Origin of the sequence: Streptomyces sp. NBC_01428, from assembly GCF_036231965.1 — a bacterium.
GTDB lineage: Bacteria > Actinomycetota > Actinomycetes > Streptomycetales > Streptomycetaceae > Streptomyces.
The window spans coordinates 4,156,229-4,174,891 of sequence record NZ_CP109499.1 but is presented as its reverse complement, the minus strand read 5'-3'; the positions used below and the strand labels follow the sequence as shown (position 1 = coordinate 4,174,891).

General features: G+C 70.2%; 17 protein-coding genes. 12 read left to right on the top strand and 5 right to left on the bottom strand.

Annotation, left to right across the window (positions count from 1 at the left end; translation table 11 throughout):
* Positions 1–61 precede the first annotated feature (61 nt).
* Complete coding sequence (locus OG406_RS18050) at positions 62–1,930, top strand: serine/threonine-protein kinase (RefSeq protein WP_329190858.1); 1,869 nt, start codon at positions 62–64, stop codon at positions 1,928–1,930.
* Positions 1,931–1,973: 43 nt separating this feature from the next.
* Here OG406_RS18050 and OG406_RS18045 read toward each other — a convergent pair whose 3' ends face one another.
* Positions 1,974–2,576, bottom strand: coding sequence for a hypothetical protein (locus tag OG406_RS18045; protein WP_266847528.1), 603 nt, complete (start codon positions 2,574–2,576; stop codon positions 1,974–1,976).
* 40 nt (positions 2,577–2,616) lie between these two features.
* Positions 2,617–7,248 (bottom strand): FtsK/SpoIIIE domain-containing protein, encoded by a 4,632-nt coding sequence (locus OG406_RS18040; protein WP_329186655.1) that lies wholly within the window; start codon positions 7,246–7,248, stop codon positions 2,617–2,619.
* Positions 7,249–7,559: 311 nt separating this feature from the next.
* On the opposite strand from OG406_RS18040, the gene OG406_RS18035 reads away from it, so the two are divergent.
* From OG406_RS18035 to OG406_RS17985, 11 genes are all read left to right on the top strand, one after another.
* On the top strand, positions 7,560–7,865 hold the full coding sequence (locus OG406_RS18035) for a WXG100 family type VII secretion target (protein ID WP_164369568.1): 306 nt from the start codon (positions 7,560–7,562) through the stop codon (positions 7,863–7,865).
* 131 nt (positions 7,866–7,996) lie between these two features.
* On the top strand, positions 7,997–8,299 hold the full coding sequence (locus OG406_RS18030; protein ID WP_164369569.1) for a hypothetical protein: 303 nt from the start codon (positions 7,997–7,999) through the stop codon (positions 8,297–8,299).
* On the top strand, positions 8,299–9,564 hold the full coding sequence (locus tag OG406_RS18025) for a putative T7SS-secreted protein (RefSeq protein ID WP_329186653.1): 1,266 nt from the start codon (positions 8,299–8,301) through the stop codon (positions 9,562–9,564). Before OG406_RS18030 ends, OG406_RS18025 begins: the two co-directional genes overlap by 1 nt.
* Before the next feature lie 27 nt (positions 9,565–9,591).
* Entirely contained in the window at positions 9,592–10,173 is a 582-nt protein-coding gene (locus OG406_RS18020) for a hypothetical protein (RefSeq protein ID WP_164369571.1), read from the top strand.
* Positions 10,170–10,838 (top strand): hypothetical protein, encoded by a 669-nt coding sequence (locus tag OG406_RS18015; protein ID WP_329186651.1) that lies wholly within the window; start codon positions 10,170–10,172, stop codon positions 10,836–10,838. Before OG406_RS18020 ends, OG406_RS18015 begins: the two co-directional genes overlap by 4 nt.
* A complete protein-coding gene (locus OG406_RS18010) occupies positions 10,835–11,398 on the top strand; it encodes a hypothetical protein (protein ID WP_329186648.1) in 564 nt (187 codons plus the stop codon). The genes OG406_RS18015 and OG406_RS18010 overlap by 4 nt, the downstream gene beginning before the upstream one ends.
* Before the next feature lie 207 nt (positions 11,399–11,605).
* Positions 11,606–11,926 carry a WXG100 family type VII secretion target gene (locus OG406_RS18005; RefSeq protein ID WP_164369573.1) on the top strand — a complete coding sequence of 107 codons (321 nt, stop codon included), beginning with the start codon at positions 11,606–11,608 and terminating at the stop codon, positions 11,924–11,926.
* Positions 11,923–13,326, top strand: coding sequence for a hypothetical protein (locus OG406_RS18000; RefSeq protein WP_329186646.1), 1,404 nt, complete (start codon positions 11,923–11,925; stop codon positions 13,324–13,326). Before OG406_RS18005 ends, OG406_RS18000 begins: the two co-directional genes overlap by 4 nt.
* Positions 13,327–13,404: 78 nt before the next feature.
* Positions 13,405–14,232, top strand: a complete 828-nt coding sequence (locus OG406_RS17995) for a hypothetical protein (RefSeq protein WP_267051537.1) — start codon at positions 13,405–13,407, stop codon at positions 14,230–14,232.
* Between the two features lie 73 nt (positions 14,233–14,305).
* A complete protein-coding gene (locus OG406_RS17990) occupies positions 14,306–14,998 on the top strand; it encodes a hypothetical protein (RefSeq protein ID WP_267051538.1) in 693 nt (230 codons plus the stop codon).
* Complete coding sequence (locus OG406_RS17985; RefSeq protein ID WP_329186645.1) at positions 14,998–15,597, top strand: hypothetical protein; 600 nt, start codon at positions 14,998–15,000, stop codon at positions 15,595–15,597. The genes OG406_RS17990 and OG406_RS17985 overlap by 1 nt, the downstream gene beginning before the upstream one ends.
* Positions 15,598–15,783: 186 nt before the next feature.
* On the opposite strand, the gene OG406_RS17980 is transcribed toward OG406_RS17985, so the two are convergent.
* Genes OG406_RS17980 through OG406_RS17970 form a run of 3 tightly spaced genes read right to left on the bottom strand, consistent with a single transcriptional unit; the run spans position 15,784 to position 18,658 of the window.
* Entirely contained in the window at positions 15,784–16,446 is a 663-nt protein-coding gene (locus tag OG406_RS17980) for a hypothetical protein (protein WP_329186643.1), read from the bottom strand.
* Positions 16,447–16,468: 22 nt separating this feature from the next.
* Complete coding sequence (locus OG406_RS17975; protein WP_329186642.1) at positions 16,469–17,365, bottom strand: hypothetical protein; 897 nt, start codon at positions 17,363–17,365, stop codon at positions 16,469–16,471.
* 12 nt (positions 17,366–17,377) lie between these two features.
* The gene (locus OG406_RS17970; protein ID WP_329186641.1) at positions 17,378–18,658 is read right to left on the bottom strand and encodes an enoyl-CoA hydratase/isomerase family protein; all 1,281 of its coding nucleotides are present in this window, start codon (positions 18,656–18,658) and stop codon (positions 17,378–17,380) included.
* Between the last annotated feature and the right edge of the window lie 5 nt (positions 18,659–18,663).

The following is an 18,663-nucleotide window of genomic DNA, read 5'->3' as shown; positions in this document are numbered from 1 at the left end:
GAGGCGCACGGCACTACGCTGCTGGGCAGTGTGTACGGGGGAGGGGTGATCCGTGGGTGCCATGCAGCCACTCGGCGTCGACGAACCCACTGTCGTGGGGCCCTACCGGCTGCTCGGCCGGCTGGGCTCCGGCGGCATGGGCCGCGTGTATCTGGGCCGCAGCGCGGGCGGACGGACGGTCGCGGTCAAGATCGTGCATCCGCACTTCGCGCTCGACGAGGAGTTCCGGGCCCGCTTCCGGCGCGAGGTCGAGGCGGCGCGACGGGTCGGCGGTGCCTGGACGGCCCCCGTCCTCGACGCGGACCCCGAGGCGCCCGTGCCCTGGGTCGCCACCGGCTACGCGGCCGGCCCCTCCCTGACGGCGGCCGTCGCGGACGGCGGTCCGCTCCCGGTCCACTCCGTGCGCGCGCTCGGCGCCGGGCTGGCCGAGGCCCTCACGGCGGTCCACTCCCTGGGCCTCGTCCACCGTGACGTCAAACCGTCCAACGTGCTGCTGACCCTCGACGGCCCCCTGCTGATCGACTTCGGGATCGCCCGGGCCACCGACGGCACCGCCTCCCTCACCTCGACCGGCGTCTCGGTCGGCTCGCCCGGCTACATGTCCCCCGAGCAGATCCTCGGCAAGGGCGTCACGGGCGCCGCCGACCTCTTCTCCCTCGGTGCCGTCCTCGCGTACGCGGCCACCGGCCGGCCCCCGTTCCCCGGGGACTCGTCCGCCTCCCTCCTCTACATGGTGGTCCACGAGGAGCCCCGACTCGACGCCCTGGACGGCGAGTTGCGTGACCTGGTGGCGGCCTGTCTGGCCAAGTCGCCGACGGACCGGCCCACTCCGGCCGAGGTGGCCGTCCGCCTGGCGCCGCAGGGAGCGGCCCGGCTCGTGACGGCCGGCTGGCTGCCGGGCGCCCTGGTGGAGCAGGTGAGCCGAAGTGCCGTACAGCTGCTGAACCTTGAGGCGACCGGGGCGGAGGAGGCCGCGCCGTCCGGGCTGGTGGGGTTCAGCAGTCCGGCGGTGGGCACCGGCGGTCCCGGGAGCACCGGAGGGACGGGTGCGGGGACCGGCGCCGGGACGGGTGCCGGGAACGGGTTCGGGCCGCCCGGATCCGGATTCGGGGCGTCTTCGCCGACGCCCGGGTTCGGTCCGCCGCCGCCCGGCTTCGGACCGCCGCCCACGATGCCCCCGTACCTTCCCGGGCAGCGCGAGACGGGAGGCGCCGGGCCCCAGGACGCCGTGCACCGCGACGGGGCGCCGGACACCGGGCCGGTGCGGGACCGGCCGGGCAAGGTCTCGGTCAGTGTCGCCGCGACCAGCGCGCCCGGGACGGACGGCCGGGGCCGGCGGATGAGCTGCACGGTCGCGCTCGCCGTCGCCGGAGCGCTGGCGGCCGTGACCGTCGGCTCGGCGTTCCTCTTCGACCTCCTGCCGGGCGGGGGCTCGGACAACCAGGACAGCGCGTCGGGCCCCGCCCCGACAGCGCGGGAGAGCCGGAGCCCCTCCGCCACCCCGGGCCCGTCGTCCGGGGCGACCGCCGCCGAGCCCGCTCCCACGCGGAGCACACCCGGCGCGACCGGGCAGGCGTCCGCGATCCCCGCCCGTTATCTCGGCACCTGGGAGGGCGACGCGCTCGCGCTGGAGGGCACCCTGCCGATGGGCACCTTCCGCGTGACCGTCCACCAGGCCGCCGTGGGGCAGGAGCTGGGCACCTTCCGGCAGACCGACCAGATCGGCGGCATCTGCGACGACACCCTCATCCTGAAGAAGGTCACCGCGAAGCAGCTCGTCGCCACGAGCGTCGCCGACCCGTCCAACCGCGACGTCTGCACCACCGGCCGCCACGAGGTCCGCCTCACCCCGGGCCCCGGCACCCTCACCTACGAGACGGACAACGCCGACGCGGGCGACCCGGTGGCCAAGATGACGAAGGTCGGATAGGGCGCGTCGGGCCCGTGCAGGGCGTGTGCGCGCATGTCCCGGATCAGGCGGCCGCGGGCTTCTCGCGGGTGTCCATGACCCGGAAGGCCACGATGATCACGGCCGCGGACACCAGCACCGTCGACAGCACCCCGACGGCCCAGACCCAGGGGTACTCGACGTGCACCCAGCACGCCTCGCCGCGCTCGTAGCAGGAGCCGTCCCAGTCCCTCCGGTGCTTGGGGCGGAAGCTCGCCAGCACCACCACCGTCCATACGAGGCAGGCGGCGGCGCCCGGCAGGGAGGCCACCAGCCAGCCCAGCGAACGGAGTGCTCTCGTACGCCACCTCATCCGTGACAGCGTCATTCCGAGGACGGCGATCCCGATCGGCAGGAGCGTGCCGACGACGGCCGCGAAGCCGTAGCCGCCGCCGGGTACGGAGGGGGCGACCCGGCCCCAGAGCCGAGGTCCCCAGGTCATGACCGTGAGTGCGAGCCCGATCAGCGCCGCCGTGACGACCAGCAGCACGAGGCAGCCGGCGAGACACTCCCCACGGGACGCCTTCTCCCTCGCCTGCGACCACGCCGACGGCCGCTGCCGCACATGCTCGTAGCGCAGCGCTGCCCCGGCCGCCCTGCGCCGCTTCGGCCTCGCCGACCCGCCCACCGGACCTCCTCGTGTCCATGCCCCTGCGACATCCCCGGGGTCACATCGGCGTGGTCACCGTCAGGGGTTCGCCGTCGCCGAGGTGCAGCAGGCCCTTGCCGGGCGCGACCGGGCCGCCGACCATGCTGCGGTTCGTGCGGATGCCGATCAGCTCTCCCGCGGACGAGTCCTGCGGCGACAGCAGGATGCCGCGGCGGCCCTTCTTCATCTCGACCTGCCAGCCGGAGAAGCCGCTGCACACGTCCTCCTCGTCACCGGCGATGACCAGGCCGAGGCCGCGTTCGGCGCCGCGCTGCACGATCCGCTTGAAGACCGTCTCGGCGTCGCAGTCCTCCAGGACCTCGCCGTCGTCGACCAGGACCACGATCGGCTCCTCGCGGGACGCCGAGTCGATGGCCTCGCGCAGGTCGTCGCCCTCGATGTCGTCCTCGTCGAAGACCTTCAAGACGCCTTCCTCGCCGTCCAGTTCACGGAGCGGGGAGGGGCGGGGCGCGGCGACGACCAGGCGGACGCCCTGGGCCAGGTACGAGCGGGCCATGTTCATCAGCGTCGTACTGCGGCCCGACTTGGCGGGGCCCGCGATCACGAACGTCGGCACGCCCTGGGACAGGTCCGGGCCGAAGCCCATGATGTCGTCGCCGCCGATGCCCGCCAGCCCCCACAGCCTGGAACGGGAGGCGTCCGGGTCGCGCATCTCCCAGGCGTCGGCGAAGGTGATCCGCGTCGGCAGCACGTCGACGCGGAACGGACGCCGGTCGCGCGGCAGTTCCGCGTCCCGCGCGGCGGCGGCCTCACCGATCGCGGACAGCGCTGCGGCCTGCCCCTGGCCCGTCGCGTCCTCGGTGAGCAGCGCGAACTGCGTCTCCGTGCCGTGCTCGTTGCGGTAGCCGCGGCCCGGCGGGATCTCCTCGGGGATCTTCCGGGCGTTGATGCCGATCAGCGAGAAGTCGGAGCGGTCCGCGAGCCGCAGGCCGTACTTGTCCTCGGTGAGCGATCCGATCCGGGTGGACAGGATCTGCCGGTCACCCGTCATCACCATGTGCAGGCCGACGCTCGCGCCCTCGCGCATCATCGCGGTCAACTGGTCGGTGAGGTCACCGTGGTCGTACTCGCCGAGGGTCGGCAGCCAGCCCTCCCAGCGGTCCAGCAGCACCACGATGTGCGGCAGCCGCTCGCCCTCCGGCACCGCCGCCCGCTGCTCGCCGATGTCGGCGAACCCCGCGTCCGCCAACAGGTCCTGCCTGCGCGTCAGTTCACCCTTGAGGCGGGCGATGAGACGGACCACGCGCTCGGTCTGGTTGCGGCCCACGACGGCACCGCAGTGCGGCAGCCGGGTCAGCGCGTTGAGCGCGCCGTTGCCGCAGTCGATGCCGTACAGGTGGACGTCGGCCGCCGAGTGGGTGCGGGCCAGGGACCCCGCGATCGTGCGCAGGATCTGCGAACGGCCGCTGCGCGGGGCACCACCGATGAGCAGGTGCCCGAAGGACGCGAAGTCCACGACCACCGGCCGGCGGGCCTGGTCCGCGGGCAGGTCCTCCACGCCGTACGCGGCGGGGGCCAGCTTGCCGGGGCCGCCCGCGAACGCGGGCACCGGGACCTCGTCGAGGAGCAGCGTCTCGGACAGCGCCGGCAGCCAGGGGCTGTGCTGCTGCGGGATGCCGAGTACCCGGTTGGCGTCGCGGACCGCGTCGACCAGCACCTTCAGGTCGGTGATCTCCTCCTCCTCGCGCTGCTCGGCCTTCGGCTTGACCAGCGCGGCCCGCCCGAGGTCCGCCCAGTCCAGCGGCCCGGCCCAGGGCGCGAGCGCCGCCGGATCGGCGGCACCCGGCCGCCGGCCACCGACGCGGCCCGACTGGAACGGCACCAGCGAGGCGTGCCCGAGCCGTACGTACGCCCGGCCCGGTGTGCTCTTGGAGATGTGCCCGGCCTCGGGGGAGTCGATGACGTCGCTGGACTCCCCGCCGTCGGTCACGCGCAGCGCTATCCGCAGGTTGGTGTTGGCCCGGATCTCCGGCGAGACCACGCCGCTCGGCCGCTGGGTGGCCAGCAGCAGGTGGATGCCGAGGGAACGGCCCCGCTGGGCGATGTTGACCAGACCCGTCACGAAGTCGGGCAGGTCCCGCACCATGGACGCGAACTCGTCGATGACGATGAGGAGTCGGGGCACGGAGGCGTGCGAGGGGTCGCGGCGGACGAGATCCTGGTAGTCCTCGATGTCCTTGGCGTCGGCCGCGGCGAGGATGTGCTCGCGCCGCTTCAGCTCCGCGCCGAGCGACTCCAGGGCGCGCTCCACGAGGTGGGCGTCGAGGTCGGTCACCATGCCGACGGTGTGCGGCAGTTTGACGCAGTCCTTGAACGCCGAGCCGCCCTTGTAGTCGACGAGGACGAACGTCATGTTCTCCGGGGTGTTGGCCACCGCCAGCGACGCCACGATCGTCTGGAGCAGCTCCGACTTGCCGGAGCCCGTCGTACCGGCGATCAGACCGTGCGGCCCGTCCCGCCGCATGTCGATGCCGAACGGACCGTCGTACGACTCACCGATCACGGCCGTCGTCGACTGGCCGCCCATCCGCCAGCGCGCGGTGATCGCGTCGCTGGTCGGAGGTTCCAGCTGGAGCACGTCGAGCAGCCGGCTGGCACCGGGCAGGGCCGAGTCCTCGGTCTCGCCGCTGATGTCGCGGAGCGGGGACAGGGCGCGTGCGAGCCGTCCGCACCAGGCCGACGACACGAAGTCCGGCCGTACGTCCTTGACCCGCGCGATGCCCGTCTGCTGCACGCGCAGCCGCAGTTCGAGGGGCTTGCCGGCGCCGGCGGCGGAGTCGTCGGGCTCGGCCGCGTGCCAGGCGTGGAAGGACGGGAAGCCGCCGGGCGCCGCCGGTGCCGTGGGCGCGGTGCGGGCCGGCTGCCGTGCCGACGCGTGCTCCTCGGGCTTCGGCTCCGCGATCACGATGGCCTGGCACTCGCCGGGCAGGAACCGCTCCTCGGCGTCCAGGCAGAGCGCGTACATCGACATGGCCGGGCCCTCGCGCAGCAGCCGCACCACACCGGGCATGGACCGCAGCCGGCGTGAACCGTCCCAGACGACGACGATGTCGGGGTCGCTGAACGACGCCTTGTTGCCGTTCGCGCGGGCGGCCTTCTGGCGGGCGTCGAGGAGCTGGGTCAGCTCGCCGATCCGCGCGCCGACGGTCTCGGCGTCCGTGCCGATCAGCACGTTGGCGTCCTGCGCTCCGGCCGGCCTGCTGTGCGGCAGCCAGCGCACCCAGTCCCAGCTGTCCCGGCCGCTGTTCTCCGTCAGGACGTAGAACTGCACGTCCAGCGGGCTGTGCAGCACCGCGGCCTGGGCGACGGCCCAACGGCCCAGCGCCTGCGCCGAGTCACCGGGTCCGGCGATGCCGACGACGCCGCGCTCGGCGAGCGGCAGGGAGACCGGCGCGTCTTCGATGGTCCAGGTCACCTGGCGCTTGTGCTCGTCCCGCTCCGGGTCGTCGAGCACGACCTCGGACGGCATCTGTCCCGTGCCGACGCGCAGCAGCAGGTGGTCGGCGTCGGTGCGGCGCCGCTCCCACAGCCGGGTGCGCGGTCCGGTGCCCAGCGACAGCACGGTCGCCGGGTCCGGTATCGCCTGACGCCGGTCGAGCCGTTCGGCGACCAGGGCCTCCTGGGCGTCGTTCTCGATCCGCTCCTTGTGTTCCTTGTACTCCTTGACCTGCTTCGCATGGGACTTGCGCCCCTGCTTCTTGTCCATGAAGTAGTTGCCGAGCATGATGAGCGGGCTCAGCAGAGCCATGATCATGTAGTACCAGCGTCCGAAGACCATCACCATGACGACGGCACTGACCAGCGGCGTGAGCGCCATCAGCCAGGGCAACGGCCGTGCCTCGTAGTCCCGTACGGGACTGGGCAGCCGGAACTTCGTCTCCCGCTCCGGCGGATGCAGGCGCGGCGGCCGGTTGTAGTCCAGCCCCGCACCGTCCTCGGACCACTTGAGAGCGGCGTTCGGCGGCGCGTAACGGTCGAGCTGAAGCAGGGTGTTGCCGACGGCGACCTGGGCTCCGAGCGGCCAGGCGTCGTCGTCGAGGGAGGCGAACAGCTCCCCGTCGAGCCGTACGCCGTCCTTCCGGTCCGCCCCGTCCGCGGCCCCGTCCGCGCTCGGCTTCTCGCCCGCACCCGCCTTCTCGCCGTGGACGTCGAGACGGCAGGTTCCGTCGGTTGCAACTGACAACGTCAGCGCACGGGGGGCCAGTTCGGGATCGTCGATGCGGATGTACGAGGCGGGGCCGCTGCCGATGTCGTAGCGGCCGATACCGAGCCGGTGCACGGCCCCCGCCGCGGGACCGCCGGCCACCCGCAGCTCGACGAGTCCGGTCGGCTCGCCGGGCAGACAGCCGGCGGGATCGTGCAGGCTGACGACGGCACCCTCGCGGAGCGGCGAGGTGCCGATGGTCGCGCCGGGATCGACGGGATACCCGTCGACGTACGCGACCGGCGCACCGCCGCCCGCGGCTCCCTGGTGGTGGCCGAGCGGGATGATCTGCGCGCCACCGCCGTACCCGACGTGTTCGGCCAGTTCCTTGGCGATGTCCCCCACCGAGGACTCCGGATCCGCATCAAGTACGACGTCGGCGGTGGCCCCGCCGAGCGGATCGACGACGGTCAGAGTGAGCCGCACGCTCGTCCTCCCCCAGACACCCGAGGCCGCTTCCGGAACGCGGGCCACAGTGCCCCCGACGATATCCGCTCACCCCTTCCCGCAGGCAACGGGCGGTGTGAGGGAACGACGAAGGCCGCTCACGTACGGTGCCCCGAAGCGGTTCCCGGCCCCGCCTCCGACGCTCCCTCTGGTGCGGGCTCGTGACAGAACCGGGGTGTGCTCCTGCAAGCGCCATAAGTAAGCTGCATGCTCAATGCGGACGATCGCATCATCCGCACCAGGAGCCACGGGGGTTGGCCCTGCGGCGAGTTGAGTATGGAGGACGCCACATGGCCGGCGGCAAAGACGCAGACATCACTTACGAGAAGATGCGGGGCGCTGCTAAGCGACTGGGCCACGAGAAGGAGAAGATGGAGGACAAGCTCCACGGCCTCGACAGCTACATCGACGGCCTCGTCGCGGACGGCTACACCACGTCCAAGGGCTCCCAGGCCTTCGACGACTCCTTCAAGGAGTTCACCAAGGGCATGAAGGAGACCCTTGAGGGCCTCAAGGGCATGGCCAAGTTCCTCGAGGACGCCGCGAAGGCGTACGAGGACCTTGATGATCAGCTGGCCAAGGGTGTCAAGGGCTGACGAAGCCCGGCGTACACGCACAGCTTGAGTGCGATGGGGCACATGCCGTGCCCCATCGCACTGCCGTGTCAGATGTCGGAGTCACGAGACGAGCACGGTGAACTCCACACCTGTCCTGGGGGAATTCTTCAATGGGTGACAAAACCGCGTACGACCTGGATCTGATCAAGGACTGTTCCCGGTCCTTGGGCAAGATCCACCGTGAGTTCGAGCACCACGGCAATCCCGCTGACGGCTACGACGATGCTCTCGGGCACGGTGGCCTGAAGGATGCCTTCGGCGACTTCGGCGACACCTGGAAGAAGACGCGCAAGGCGCTCATGAAGGAAATAAAGAAGCTCGCCGAAGCCACGTCGGTCGCTGCTCAGAAGTACGAGGAGATCGACCATGAACTGGCCAAGGCCATTTCAGGTGCCAAGGGGAAGGGCAAGTAGTGAGCAGGCGATCCGGCGACTGGCCGCCTTTGTGGGACGACGATCCGACCCCCGGTGATCCTCATGAAGTCGCCGCACTCGGACGCAGGTTGCGCACCATGGCCGAGATGATCGACGAACAGGCCAGGGTCATCGCGGCGTTGTCGTCCGTGGACGGCTGGGACAGCGACGCGGGACGCGCTTTCAATGAGGTGGCGGACGGCGCGGGCGACCGGCTGAAGAAGGCGTTCGAGCGGTACGACGAGGCGGCGAAGGCGCTGGGGGTGACGGTCGCGGACGGGGAGTCGAAGGAGTTCGCCGGAGAGCTGCACCGTGCTCAGCAGAAGGCCGACAGGGCGCTGGCGGACTACCAGGAGGCCAAGAGCGATCACGATCTCGCGGAGCGGGAGGTGAAGAAATTCACCGACAAGCACCTCGTCACCGACATTCCCGAGGCGGACAGACCCGAGTACGAACGCTGGAAGAAGAAGCAGAACGAGGCGCTGCACCGGATCGGCCAGGCACGGGGGGACGTCAAGGACGCCCGGGACATCTTCGACGACGCGGGGGACCGCGCGGCCCGGCACATACGCGACGTCGTCCATCACGACGCCGTCAGAGACCCTGGCGGATTCATGAACTGGCTCGCCGACTGGGCGGACACGTTCTCCAACCTGTCGGCGATCCTCTCGGTGCTGGCCGTCGTGTGCGCCTTCGTCCCGCCTCTGCAGTTCCTCGTCCCCATCTTCGCGACGCTTGCCGTCCTCTCCAGCGCGGCCGCCCTGGCAGGCCATGCGTACGACATGTCGGTGCGCGGCGGGAAGGTGAGCTGGCTGAAGCTGGGCACCGACGCGCTGGGCATCCTCCCCGGCCTGGGAGCACTGAAAGGCTTCCGAGCCTTGAGCGGCCTCAAGGGTGTGGCGAAGCTTCGCGCCCTCGGGTCGTTCAGGGGAACCGCGGCCGTGGCCGGCATCGGTCACAACTTCCTCAATGGCCTGAGCGTCACGTTGACCAACAAGGTGCTGGCCAACGGTCTCAAGTTGGGGCAGAAGCTGGGGGCTTCCGGCCTTCCGGAGAAGTTCGTACCTCTGGGCGGCAAGGAGATCACGGCCGCCATCAAGGGGACCGGTCTGGCGAGTGCCCTGCACCGCATGTTCAGCGGCGAGAACGGCGGGACGACCGGCTATCAGCCGCCCGCCAGGAAGCCCGCACCGACGCCACACCCCACACCGAGCCCTTCACCGGGGCCCTCGCCGAAGCCGTTCCACGCCGCGCTCGCCGCGTAGCCGTGACGGAACGAAGGAGAACGGCACATGCGTGACGAAGACGAAGTCGAGCTCGGGGAGTGGGAGTTCATCGGCCGCCGGGGGACGGATCCCGTCCGGCTCGTTCCCGGTGAGGTGATCGCCGCTGTCCCCGAGGCGCGAAGACTGGCGGAGCAGTCGGGACGGGACGTCTCCTTCGACTATCTGGACGACGGCGCGGTGCTCCGCATGCTGCGCCTTCGGCACGAGGACGAACAGGAGATGTTCACCGCGGGCTTCAGGACCGGGGTGCCGCTCGCGCTCATCGGGTTCGGCGGGGCGGTCTACTGGGGCGGCGTGGCGCAGTACTGGGAGTCGGACCGGGCGCGGCTCGTCTACCTCGCCGCCGCGGGCATCGCCGTTCTGCTTCTGCTGGGCTTCTGGATCCGAGCCGCGGTACGACACTGGGGTGATCCCGCCCGGCAGAACGTCCGGGCCAGAGCGAAGAGGTATCGCGAGGTCGCGCACGTGGCCCGCGACGGAGGGGCCGACATTCCCTCGGGCTATCCGCACTACGGCCCGTACCCCTTCGCGGCCACGTACCGGCATGGCGTGGAGGAACGCGACCGGGACGGGAGAAGTGAGGCGTGACCGTCATATCGGCCGAAGGCGGTATGCGGGAATCGGCGGACCGGAACGGCATGGACATCCGCTGGATCATGCCCGACGGCTTCTTCGAGATCCCGATGGACGCGGAGGATCTGGACGAGACCGCCGACCGCCTGGTGGAACTCGCTCGGACCGTGATGCCGGAGGCCGACTTCGCCGTGCAACTGGAGTGGGCCGTCATGCTGGCCGCCCACTACGACTCGTTCGTCGAAGCGGGAGTGCACTACTCGGGGTTCGTCCTCACCGAGGTCGAGGGCACGCGTTGCACGGCCACGGTGACCGTGAGCATGATCGACCTCGATGCCGAGGCCGGCCCCCGTCCCGTGGGGTTCCTGGGCTCGTCCCTGCGACACCTCGGCATCGGACAGGTCAGCGAGATCGATCTGCCGTGCGGTCCCGCCGTCTGCTGCATCGGGGAGCGCCAAGGCAGTCTGGACGGCAGTCTTACGGTGTCGGGCAAGGACGAGGCTCTTCGGACGTCCTTCATCCAGGTCCAGGTGCCGTTGACCAACGGGACCGTCGTGGTGCTGGAGATGAGCACGCCCACACCTGAGGGATGGGACGTGTTCTCGTCCATGTTCGCCGGGGTGGCGAAGAGCGTGCGCCTGTTCGACGTGGAGGGCGAGCCGCTGGTGATGCCGGCATGACGACCGGACCGGACGTCTCGGCACCGCCCAAGGACTATCGACTGCTGGTCCCGCGGGAATGGTTCAGGATCGACCTGGGCCATGACCGGTGGCGCCGAGAGCTGAAGACGTTCGTGGACCGTCAGGCCGAGGGCAGGAGTGTCCCGGCGGAGGTCACACAGGAAGCCTGGACGACCCTGCGCAACACGGCTGAAGCCGCCGTGGCCAAGGGCGCGTTGGAGTTCTTTCTGCGGCCGGAACTGCGGGACGGCAGCATCCTGCCCGCGTCGCTCGTGGTGAGTCTGATCCCCACGCCCGGTGCTCCCTCCCCCGACCAGCTCTTCGCTTCCTTCGGCGAGCGGGAGCGCAGGAAGGGGACCGGCGCCGAGGTGTCCGCCGTCGTTCTGCCCGCCGGCGAAGCGGTCCGGATTCGTACGGGGACGACCGTGGACTGGTACATCCATATGCCAGGGTCCGTCGGCTACCTGGTCCTCGGCTTCGTCGTCCCCCTCACCGGAGTGGACGGCGCGATGGGACGCCTGTGCACCTCGATCGTGGAGTCCCTGCGCTGGATCATGTGAGCCGGGTACCTCTCGGCTCCTCGACTCGGCCGGGTGGACTTTGCTTCCGGGACGTCCGGAGAGGCTCGTACTGACGGTCTCTGTACGCCCCCTTTGCTCGTCATTGGTTGCTGGCTCGAAAACGCGTGCAACAGGGTGGGGGACGGCCGCCGTGAGGTGGGTGTGCCGGACGAGGCAGCCGCGGGGGCCGCCGGAAGGTACACGGGGGTGGCAGTGGCGGATCACATCGCGGTGTCCACGTCGGAGCTGCGGGACATCAGCCGCTCCGTGGCGAAGCTGAAGTCGCACTTCGAGCAGGCCAAGGACCTGGTCGACTCCTACGACGCGGAGATGGGTTCGGGTGACGTGGCCGACGCGCTCGACGCTTTCGCGGACGACTGGAAGAAGAAGCGCAAGCAGCTGTGTGACGGGCTGGAGTTCCTCGGCAGGACCGCCGGCGAGGCGGCCAAGGCATACGACGGCCTCGACCAGCATCTGGCCGACGCGCTGCTGAAGTCCCCGTCGAGCAAGGGCGGCAGCGGCACATGAGCGACGACTTCACGGGCGTCGACTGGCAGACCGCCCGTTACGACGACCGGGAGTTCACCCCGGGCGACCCCTACGAGGTCGCCCGGCTCGGCAAACGCATCGCCGACACCGCCGCCCTCATCGAGGACCAGGCGACCAAACTGCACAACCTGGTCGACGGGAACGGGTGGGACTCCGACGCGGGCCGCGCGTTCCAGCAGAAGACCGAGGACACCGTCGGGCTGCTGACCGCGTCGCACCACCGGTACGCGGCCGCGGCGGACGCCCTGGGCTCTCGCGTGGGCTCCGCTCCCTCCGACGAGCACCAGCACAGCGACTGGGCCACCGCACTCGACCACGCGCAGAACCTCGTGCGGGACGCCCTGAGGAAGGCCAAGGCCGCCGACGCCGACCGCAGCCATTGCCAGAAGCAGATCGACCAGCATCCCGGGCCCGACGACCACCCGGACAAGAAGAAGCTGGACAAGCGGAAGGAGTGCGCCGACGGCGACCTGGAGAACGCCAAGACGGCCCTCCGGCGGGCCCTGTCGTACCGGGACACCCAGGCCGGGTACGCCACGTCGGCCATCCACGACGCGGTCGAACACGACGGGCTCAAGGACCCCCAGCACCACTGGTGGGACAACTGGAAGGACTGGGTCGCGGACATCGGCCACTGGGCCGGAGTCGCGGCGGCCGTCCTCGGCGTACTGGCCCTCGTCCTGAGCTGGGTACCGGTACTCGGCGAGGTGCTCGCCGCCCTCGCCCTGATCGCCTCGGTCGTGGCCCTGGTCTGCGACACGATCTCCGCCCTCGACGGCAAGGGCACATGGCTCGACGTCGCCATCGACGCCGTCGGCGTCCTGTCCTTCGGCGCCGGCCGCATCCTCGGCACGACGGCCAAGGAAGCCGCCGTCGCCGCCCGCGGGGCCTCTGCCCTGAAGGACGTACAACTGGCGAAGGATGTGGGCCTGAACCCGGCGGCCGCCCGCGGCCTCGCGGAAGCGCTCAACGGGGTCAAGCCCGGCCAGATCGGCAAGGCACTGGCGGAGGGGCCGGCAGAACTGCTGCCCCGCATGAAGTCGGTGGTCAAGGAGTCCCTGAACGTCAAGGCGTACGTCGACGACATCCGCGTCGCGGCGGGCCGACTCCCCGGTGAGGAGAGTCTGGTGACCGCCGCCGCACCGAAGCTGGCGCAGATCTCGGCGTCCTCGTTCAAGAGCATGGCGCAAGCCGGCAAGGCCCTCTACATCGGCAGCCAGACGCTGCCGCTCGCCCTCGGCTGGTCCAACCTGGCGCCCGTCGGCGAGGGGGAGACGAAGGCCACCGGCCCGAACCTCCTGAGCGGACTCAAGGAGATCCCGGGGATCGGAGCCGGCGGAATCCCCTTCTACAACTGGACCTGGAATGCCGGTGGCTGACGCGAACGGACGACGCCGGCGACGCGGCGCCCCCCGCACGGAACCGCCGCGGCGGGCCACGGAACAGGGAGCCGGTTCGTGACAGGAGAAGACGGTGCCGAGTCCCTCGACGCACTCTTCGCGGGCCTGCCGGAGGACGGACGGCGAACGCTGGAACAGATCGGCATGGGACTGCCCGAACTGCGCCGCATGGCCGCGCAGGACGGTGGAATGGTCCGCGTGCGGGGCGTCCTCTCCGAGTTCACCGCCCACCAGGAAACACGGCATCCCGGCGACGACGAGGGCCCACCGGAGCGTGCTGCCGTACGACCCTGGGCGCTGCTGTTCGCGGCGGCCGTCGCGGGTGTGGCCCTGACCGTGCTGGGCACCCTCCTGATCCACGAGACCGCAGTGCTCGTGGGCGTGGTCTGTGGCCTGGGTGTTCTCTTCACGGCGTTGCGGACCCGCGCGTCGTACGGGGGCCTGGCGCTGCGCTGGATCACTGTCGCGGCGTACGCGGCTCTCGTGCTCACCGTCTCCTTCAACACCCAGCAGTGGTACCTGAAGGTCCGGGGAGTCGAGCAGACGGTGACGATCGCCGCACCGCTCCACCAGTGGACGCACGGGACCCGCGAGACGTACTGCCGGGTCCGGCTCGGCGACGGCTCCGTGCACCGGGTCCTCGACAACAGGGAGAAGTGCGCCGACCGTGCCGGGCTCGACGACACGGCCGTCGTCGATCCGGCCGGGCACTACCGGCCCTTCCTGGGGACGAGGTCCGACATCGGCGGCACGGCGGGCGCCTTCGCCGCCCTGGGCGCCGCCGCCGCGCTGATCCTTGCCCCCGTGGGTGCCGTGGTCCTGGGGCGGCGAGGGCCGCGCACCGGGCGCCCGCGAGCGGGGCGGACAGGCGGAACGAGTGGGTGACAGCGGGCGAACCGAGCGAAGAGAGCGATCCAACGGGATGACGGGCGACGCGAGACAGGGCACGGCTGCCGACGTGAGGCGGAGCACGGTCGCAGACCGGGCCGGGGGCAGGACGGCCACTGACCGGAGCGGTACGACCGTTGCCGAAGAGCCGACACGCGCATCCGGCACCGACGCGGAGACGCACTCGGCACCCCCCTCCGACTACCGCCTCGCCGTCCCCGAGGGCTGGGAACGTGTCGTCCTGGACCCGGAGCGCTGGCCGCACCGGATCGACAAGCTCGTCAACCGCGGCTTGCGCAGGACCCGGGCCACGCCCCAGCTGAAGGCCGCGCTCGCGGAACGGATCCGGGCACAGGCCGAAGCGGCCCACGCGAACGGCGGGGTCGAGATGTACCTCGTCGACCAGGTGATCGGCCAGGTCCCGGTGTCCGCCGGTCTCGTCGTGACCCTCCTGCGGCCCCCACCCGGCACCGAGGCCGGGGACCTCTCCGACACCGCTCTCTCACTCGCCGCCGACGGCGCCGACGTCAGCACCGTCGACCTCCCGGCGGGCCCCGCCGTACGCCACCTCTACCGCCGCACGCCCTCGCCGGACGACCCGGACGGCAACAGGCTCACCGTCACGCACCTCGACGTCCACCTCGCCGTACCGCACAGCGACCAGCGCCTGCTGCTCTCCTTCTCCACCCCCATGGAGCCGCTGGCGGACGCGCTGGTGACGCTCTTCGACTCGATCGCCCGCACCCTCCAGTGGATGGCCTGATGCCCGAGTACGCCGATTCCACCGTCCACATGAAGGCACCGGACGGCGCCGTGACCCTGCCCGTGCGCGGTGCGGTCGATCTGGACTCCTGGGCTCAGGAGGCGGCCCGTCTCCGGGCCGGCCACGAAGCCGACGCACGGTTGACCGAGGCGCTCGCCGTCGAACTGGGCGAGGCGGCGGCCGACGCCCGCACCCGCGCCCCGATCGTCGCGCTCTCGTACGTCCCCGAGCCCCGGCTGGGGGAGTTGGCCCGCGTCGAGCTCTCGGCCCTGGTCGCCGACGAGACGTACCCCGCGGTGACGGTCGACCTGCTGCACCGCTACCTGGCCACACCGACCAGCATCTCGTTCCGCCCGCCCGAGGCCGAGCACCGCACCCTGCCCATCGGGCCCGCCGTACGCGTCCGGCACGCCTACGTCCAGGAACCCGACCGCGACGGAACGGGCACCGTACTGGAAACCTGCGCCTACGGCATCTGCCCGGACGAGAAGTGGGGCCTCGTCCTCCTCACGTCCTGGCGCGCCCTGGCCCACACGGACGCGCTGTGCGCGCTGACGGACGGCCTGGCGGAGACGGTCATGGTGACGTCGGCTCGGTGAGTTCGGTCGCGATGGAGTGGGCCGGCTCGCGCTGACTCAGAAATCGCCCGGCTTGAAATTCACGTGCTCGCCGTTGGGCCCCATGATCTTGAGCCGGGGATCACTCCCGCTGCGTGGATCGGGAAGTGGTTCGTACGGCACTTCGATCGTGAAGTTTCCGCTGGGGCGTCGCGTCACCACCGCATGTCACGATGCCGCGTCAGAGGTGTCGGGGGCAGTGTCGCGGAACGACAACGTCCGGAGAACAGCGATCAACAGGTCGCAGAACTCGCCCCAGTACTCGGTGGACGCGGTGTCCAGGGTGAACACCGCGGTGTAGGGACCCGTGGGGAACGGCACCTGCACCTGGATCTGCCCGGTGAGGAGTTGCACCTCGGCACCACTGGCGGTGACCTCCGGCGCCAGCGTCACCTCTCGCATGGTCACGCACGAGACCGCAGGACCGCAGGGGAGGTCGAGCCACCGGGCATCGCGGTGTGGATCACTGCTGAGCGCCGTGAGGATGCCGTGGGCGGCGATCTCGGGATCGTTCTGCTCCGTCTCCACGGCGGCCACCGTCAGAGCGCACTGGACCACACCACCGTCGTCGGTGGAGAAGAGGCCCATCGCCGAGTACGAGACGCCGGTGTGCGCCAACTGCTCCGCGAGCGCCGCGTAGTACGGCGCCGCGGGCGTCCACAGTGCCTCATCGCCGCGGGAGTAGAGCTCTCGTACGAACGACTCGGAGAGGGCGGCACGGTCGTCGGGCGTCGCCGCCAGAGGCAGGCTGAAGAAGCCTTCGGGTGTGGTGAACGAGAGCGGCGGTATGTCGTCGAGCTCGGACAGAACAGGTATCGCAGGTGTGGACATAGGAGATCGGATTCCCTTCCGGTCAGATGTCGCCCTTGTGGAATCGGGCGTTCTCCCCGTCCGGGTCCATCAACTTGAATGCTTCGCTGCCGATGCCATAGGTGGGATCCACCCGATCGTCGTGCTGGTAGTTGACGTACACGTTGCCGCTCGGTCGCCGGTAGATCAGCAGCGTTCCGCCAGGGTCCTTGCCTGCGAGAAGTTTTTGGACGGCGTGTTGCTGGCCCGGGGTGAGGTCGTTCCGATCCATCAAGGGAAGTGGATTCTCCAAGGCGAGGGTGGCGTCGTCGCGGCAGTTGCTGTTCCACCCGGCCAGTCGGCACCAGGATCCGTCGGCGAACGTGATGGTGAAGTCCGTGTCGTACAGACTGAACTTCTTCCGAGCGACTGCTCGGATGTTAGATCGCTGAGTCTCCCAGAGGACCTTGTCGCGGGGCTTGTCCGCTTCGTTTTGCAGCCCCAGAACCAGGACGCGTCGGTCCGTGACGGCCAGGTGCGTGTGTTCTGTCCTGGGCCGGCGAGCGGGGTCGAGTTGCCAGGGGAGAGTACGGGCGAGGCCGTCCAGAGGTGCCCACATGACGGGGAAGTCCTCAACCTCGTTCTCCGGCTCCTCCGGGGTTCCGAGGGTTGCTGCGTTCCCTGTGCTGCCCGAGCCGGCCAGGGATTCCAGGACGCCGAGTGTTGCGACGAGCAGCGCGCCTGCTCCGAACTTCGCACCCGTGCGCAACCGGCGTTCCTTCTTGCCGCGGACGGTGAAGTGTGGCCCCTCGGGCCAGCCAGGCAGATCGTTTTGAATGTCGTTCCGCTCGGTGTCCCGGAACCAGCGCATGTCTGCGACGGCGTTGGCAGCGCCCGTGGCGAAGCCCACCGCGACTCGCGCGATCAGTGTCTCGTTCGCGTCCGGTTGCCAGATCGTCATCGGTCTCGAGCCTTAGTGTGCGGTGGCGGATTGATGGAGACGGTTACCGGGATCGGCGGATTCGCCGCTGTGCAGTCCGATACTGATGCCCTTGGGTAGCACCTTGCCGGCGACATCGATGCCTCTGCCGAGTTTGCTCAGAGGGTCGACCGTGAACTTCTCTCCGAGGAGAGCGGCCCCCTTGGTGCCCAGCCACTGCCCCTGGTGGTAACCGGCCTCGGCGAGGCCTGCCAGGCGGTTCATAGTCCCGCTCTCGCTGCTGAGCAGGGCGATGTTCTTGGCGGCGCCCCCCAGAACGATTTTCCTCCCCAACACTCCTACGCCGCCCTCGACGACGGTCGCCATTTTCCCGGTGGCCATGAAGTTGAACGAGGATGCGATGGGCGACACGGTGAAGCCCTTGCCGAATTCGGCGATACGTTCCGCGGCCAGGCCCTTCGTGGCCACCTTCGCTCCCTTTCCGAACATCCCGATCCCGGGGAGCAGTCCGATGGCGTCGGTTCCCATCGTCAGCCAGCTGACGTCCGCGCCGCCTGCCATGGCCACTCCGTGCGCCAGGAGGGCCAGTCCGCTGGTCAGAAGGGCCGCAGCGCCGAAGATGGCTCCGAGAGGCTCGAAAGGCAGCGTGATGATGGCGAGGACACCCAGAACGGTGGTGATGTCGCTGAGAACGTCGCCGATCTGCTTGATCAGGTCGGCGTGGTCCGCGACCCAGTCGGCTGTTCCGTTCCAGGCGTCCGCGATGCCGTCCCCGAGCCTGTCCCAGAACCCCGGCTCGTCCGGGGCGATGTCCGCGGCCTTGTCGAGGTCCTTGCTGATGAGCCCCGCGGCCTTCTTGTAGCGGTCTTCGAGGTCGTGGACCTTGGCGATGACGGCGTCGACCTGGCCCGAGGCCTTGCCGAGTGCTTCGCTGCCCTTGCCGTCGCCCTTCTGGTCGGCCTTCTGCTGGGCATCGGCCTTGGCGTCGAGCTTGTCTCCCGCTTCCTTCTCCAGCTGGTCGGCCTCGTCCTGGAAGTCACTCAGCTGCCCCGACCAGCGATGCAGGGCACGTGATGCCTTGTCGAAGGAGTCGTGGCTCTGCTTGATCAGCGGCGTCACATCGGTGGATATGTGCTCGCTGAACGCGATCGCGGTCTTGCCCTTCCAGGCACCGAGCTCGATCTGCTGCAGCTCCCGCAGGGCGGTCCCCAACTCGCCCGCCAGTCCGCCGAGTTTCTTGGCGAGTTCCCGGGTCTGCTGCACATCGCCGGGGGTCGGGTCCCAGCCTATGTGGGGGAAGGAAGGTCGTCCCATCGCCG

What these genes read in the sequence shown, in the direction of transcription:
- OG406_RS18050 (WP_329190858.1), top strand. Translation starts at nt 62, where the DNA reads ATGCAGCCACTCGGCGTCGACGAACCCACTGTCGTGGGGCCCTACCGG.
- OG406_RS18035 (WP_164369568.1), top strand. Translation starts at nt 7,560, where the DNA reads ATGGCCGGCGGCAAAGACGCAGACATCACTTACGAGAAGATGCGGGGC.
- OG406_RS18030 (WP_164369569.1), top strand. Translation starts at nt 7,997, where the DNA reads ATGGGTGACAAAACCGCGTACGACCTGGATCTGATCAAGGACTGTTCC.
- OG406_RS18020 (WP_164369571.1), top strand. Translation starts at nt 9,592, where the DNA reads ATGCGTGACGAAGACGAAGTCGAGCTCGGGGAGTGGGAGTTCATCGGC.
- OG406_RS18010 (WP_329186648.1), top strand. Translation starts at nt 10,835, where the DNA reads ATGACGACCGGACCGGACGTCTCGGCACCGCCCAAGGACTATCGACTG.
- OG406_RS18000 (WP_329186646.1), top strand. Translation starts at nt 11,923, where the DNA reads ATGAGCGACGACTTCACGGGCGTCGACTGGCAGACCGCCCGTTACGAC.
- OG406_RS17985 (WP_329186645.1), top strand. Translation starts at nt 14,998, where the DNA reads ATGCCCGAGTACGCCGATTCCACCGTCCACATGAAGGCACCGGACGGC.
- OG406_RS17980 (WP_329186643.1), bottom strand. Translation starts at nt 16,446, where the DNA reads ATGTCCACACCTGCGATACCTGTTCTGTCCGAGCTCGACGACATACCG.
- OG406_RS17975 (WP_329186642.1), bottom strand. Translation starts at nt 17,365, where the DNA reads ATGACGATCTGGCAACCGGACGCGAACGAGACACTGATCGCGCGAGTC.
- OG406_RS17970 (WP_329186641.1), bottom strand. Translation starts at nt 18,658, where the DNA reads ATGGGACGACCTTCCTTCCCCCACATAGGCTGGGACCCGACCCCCGGC.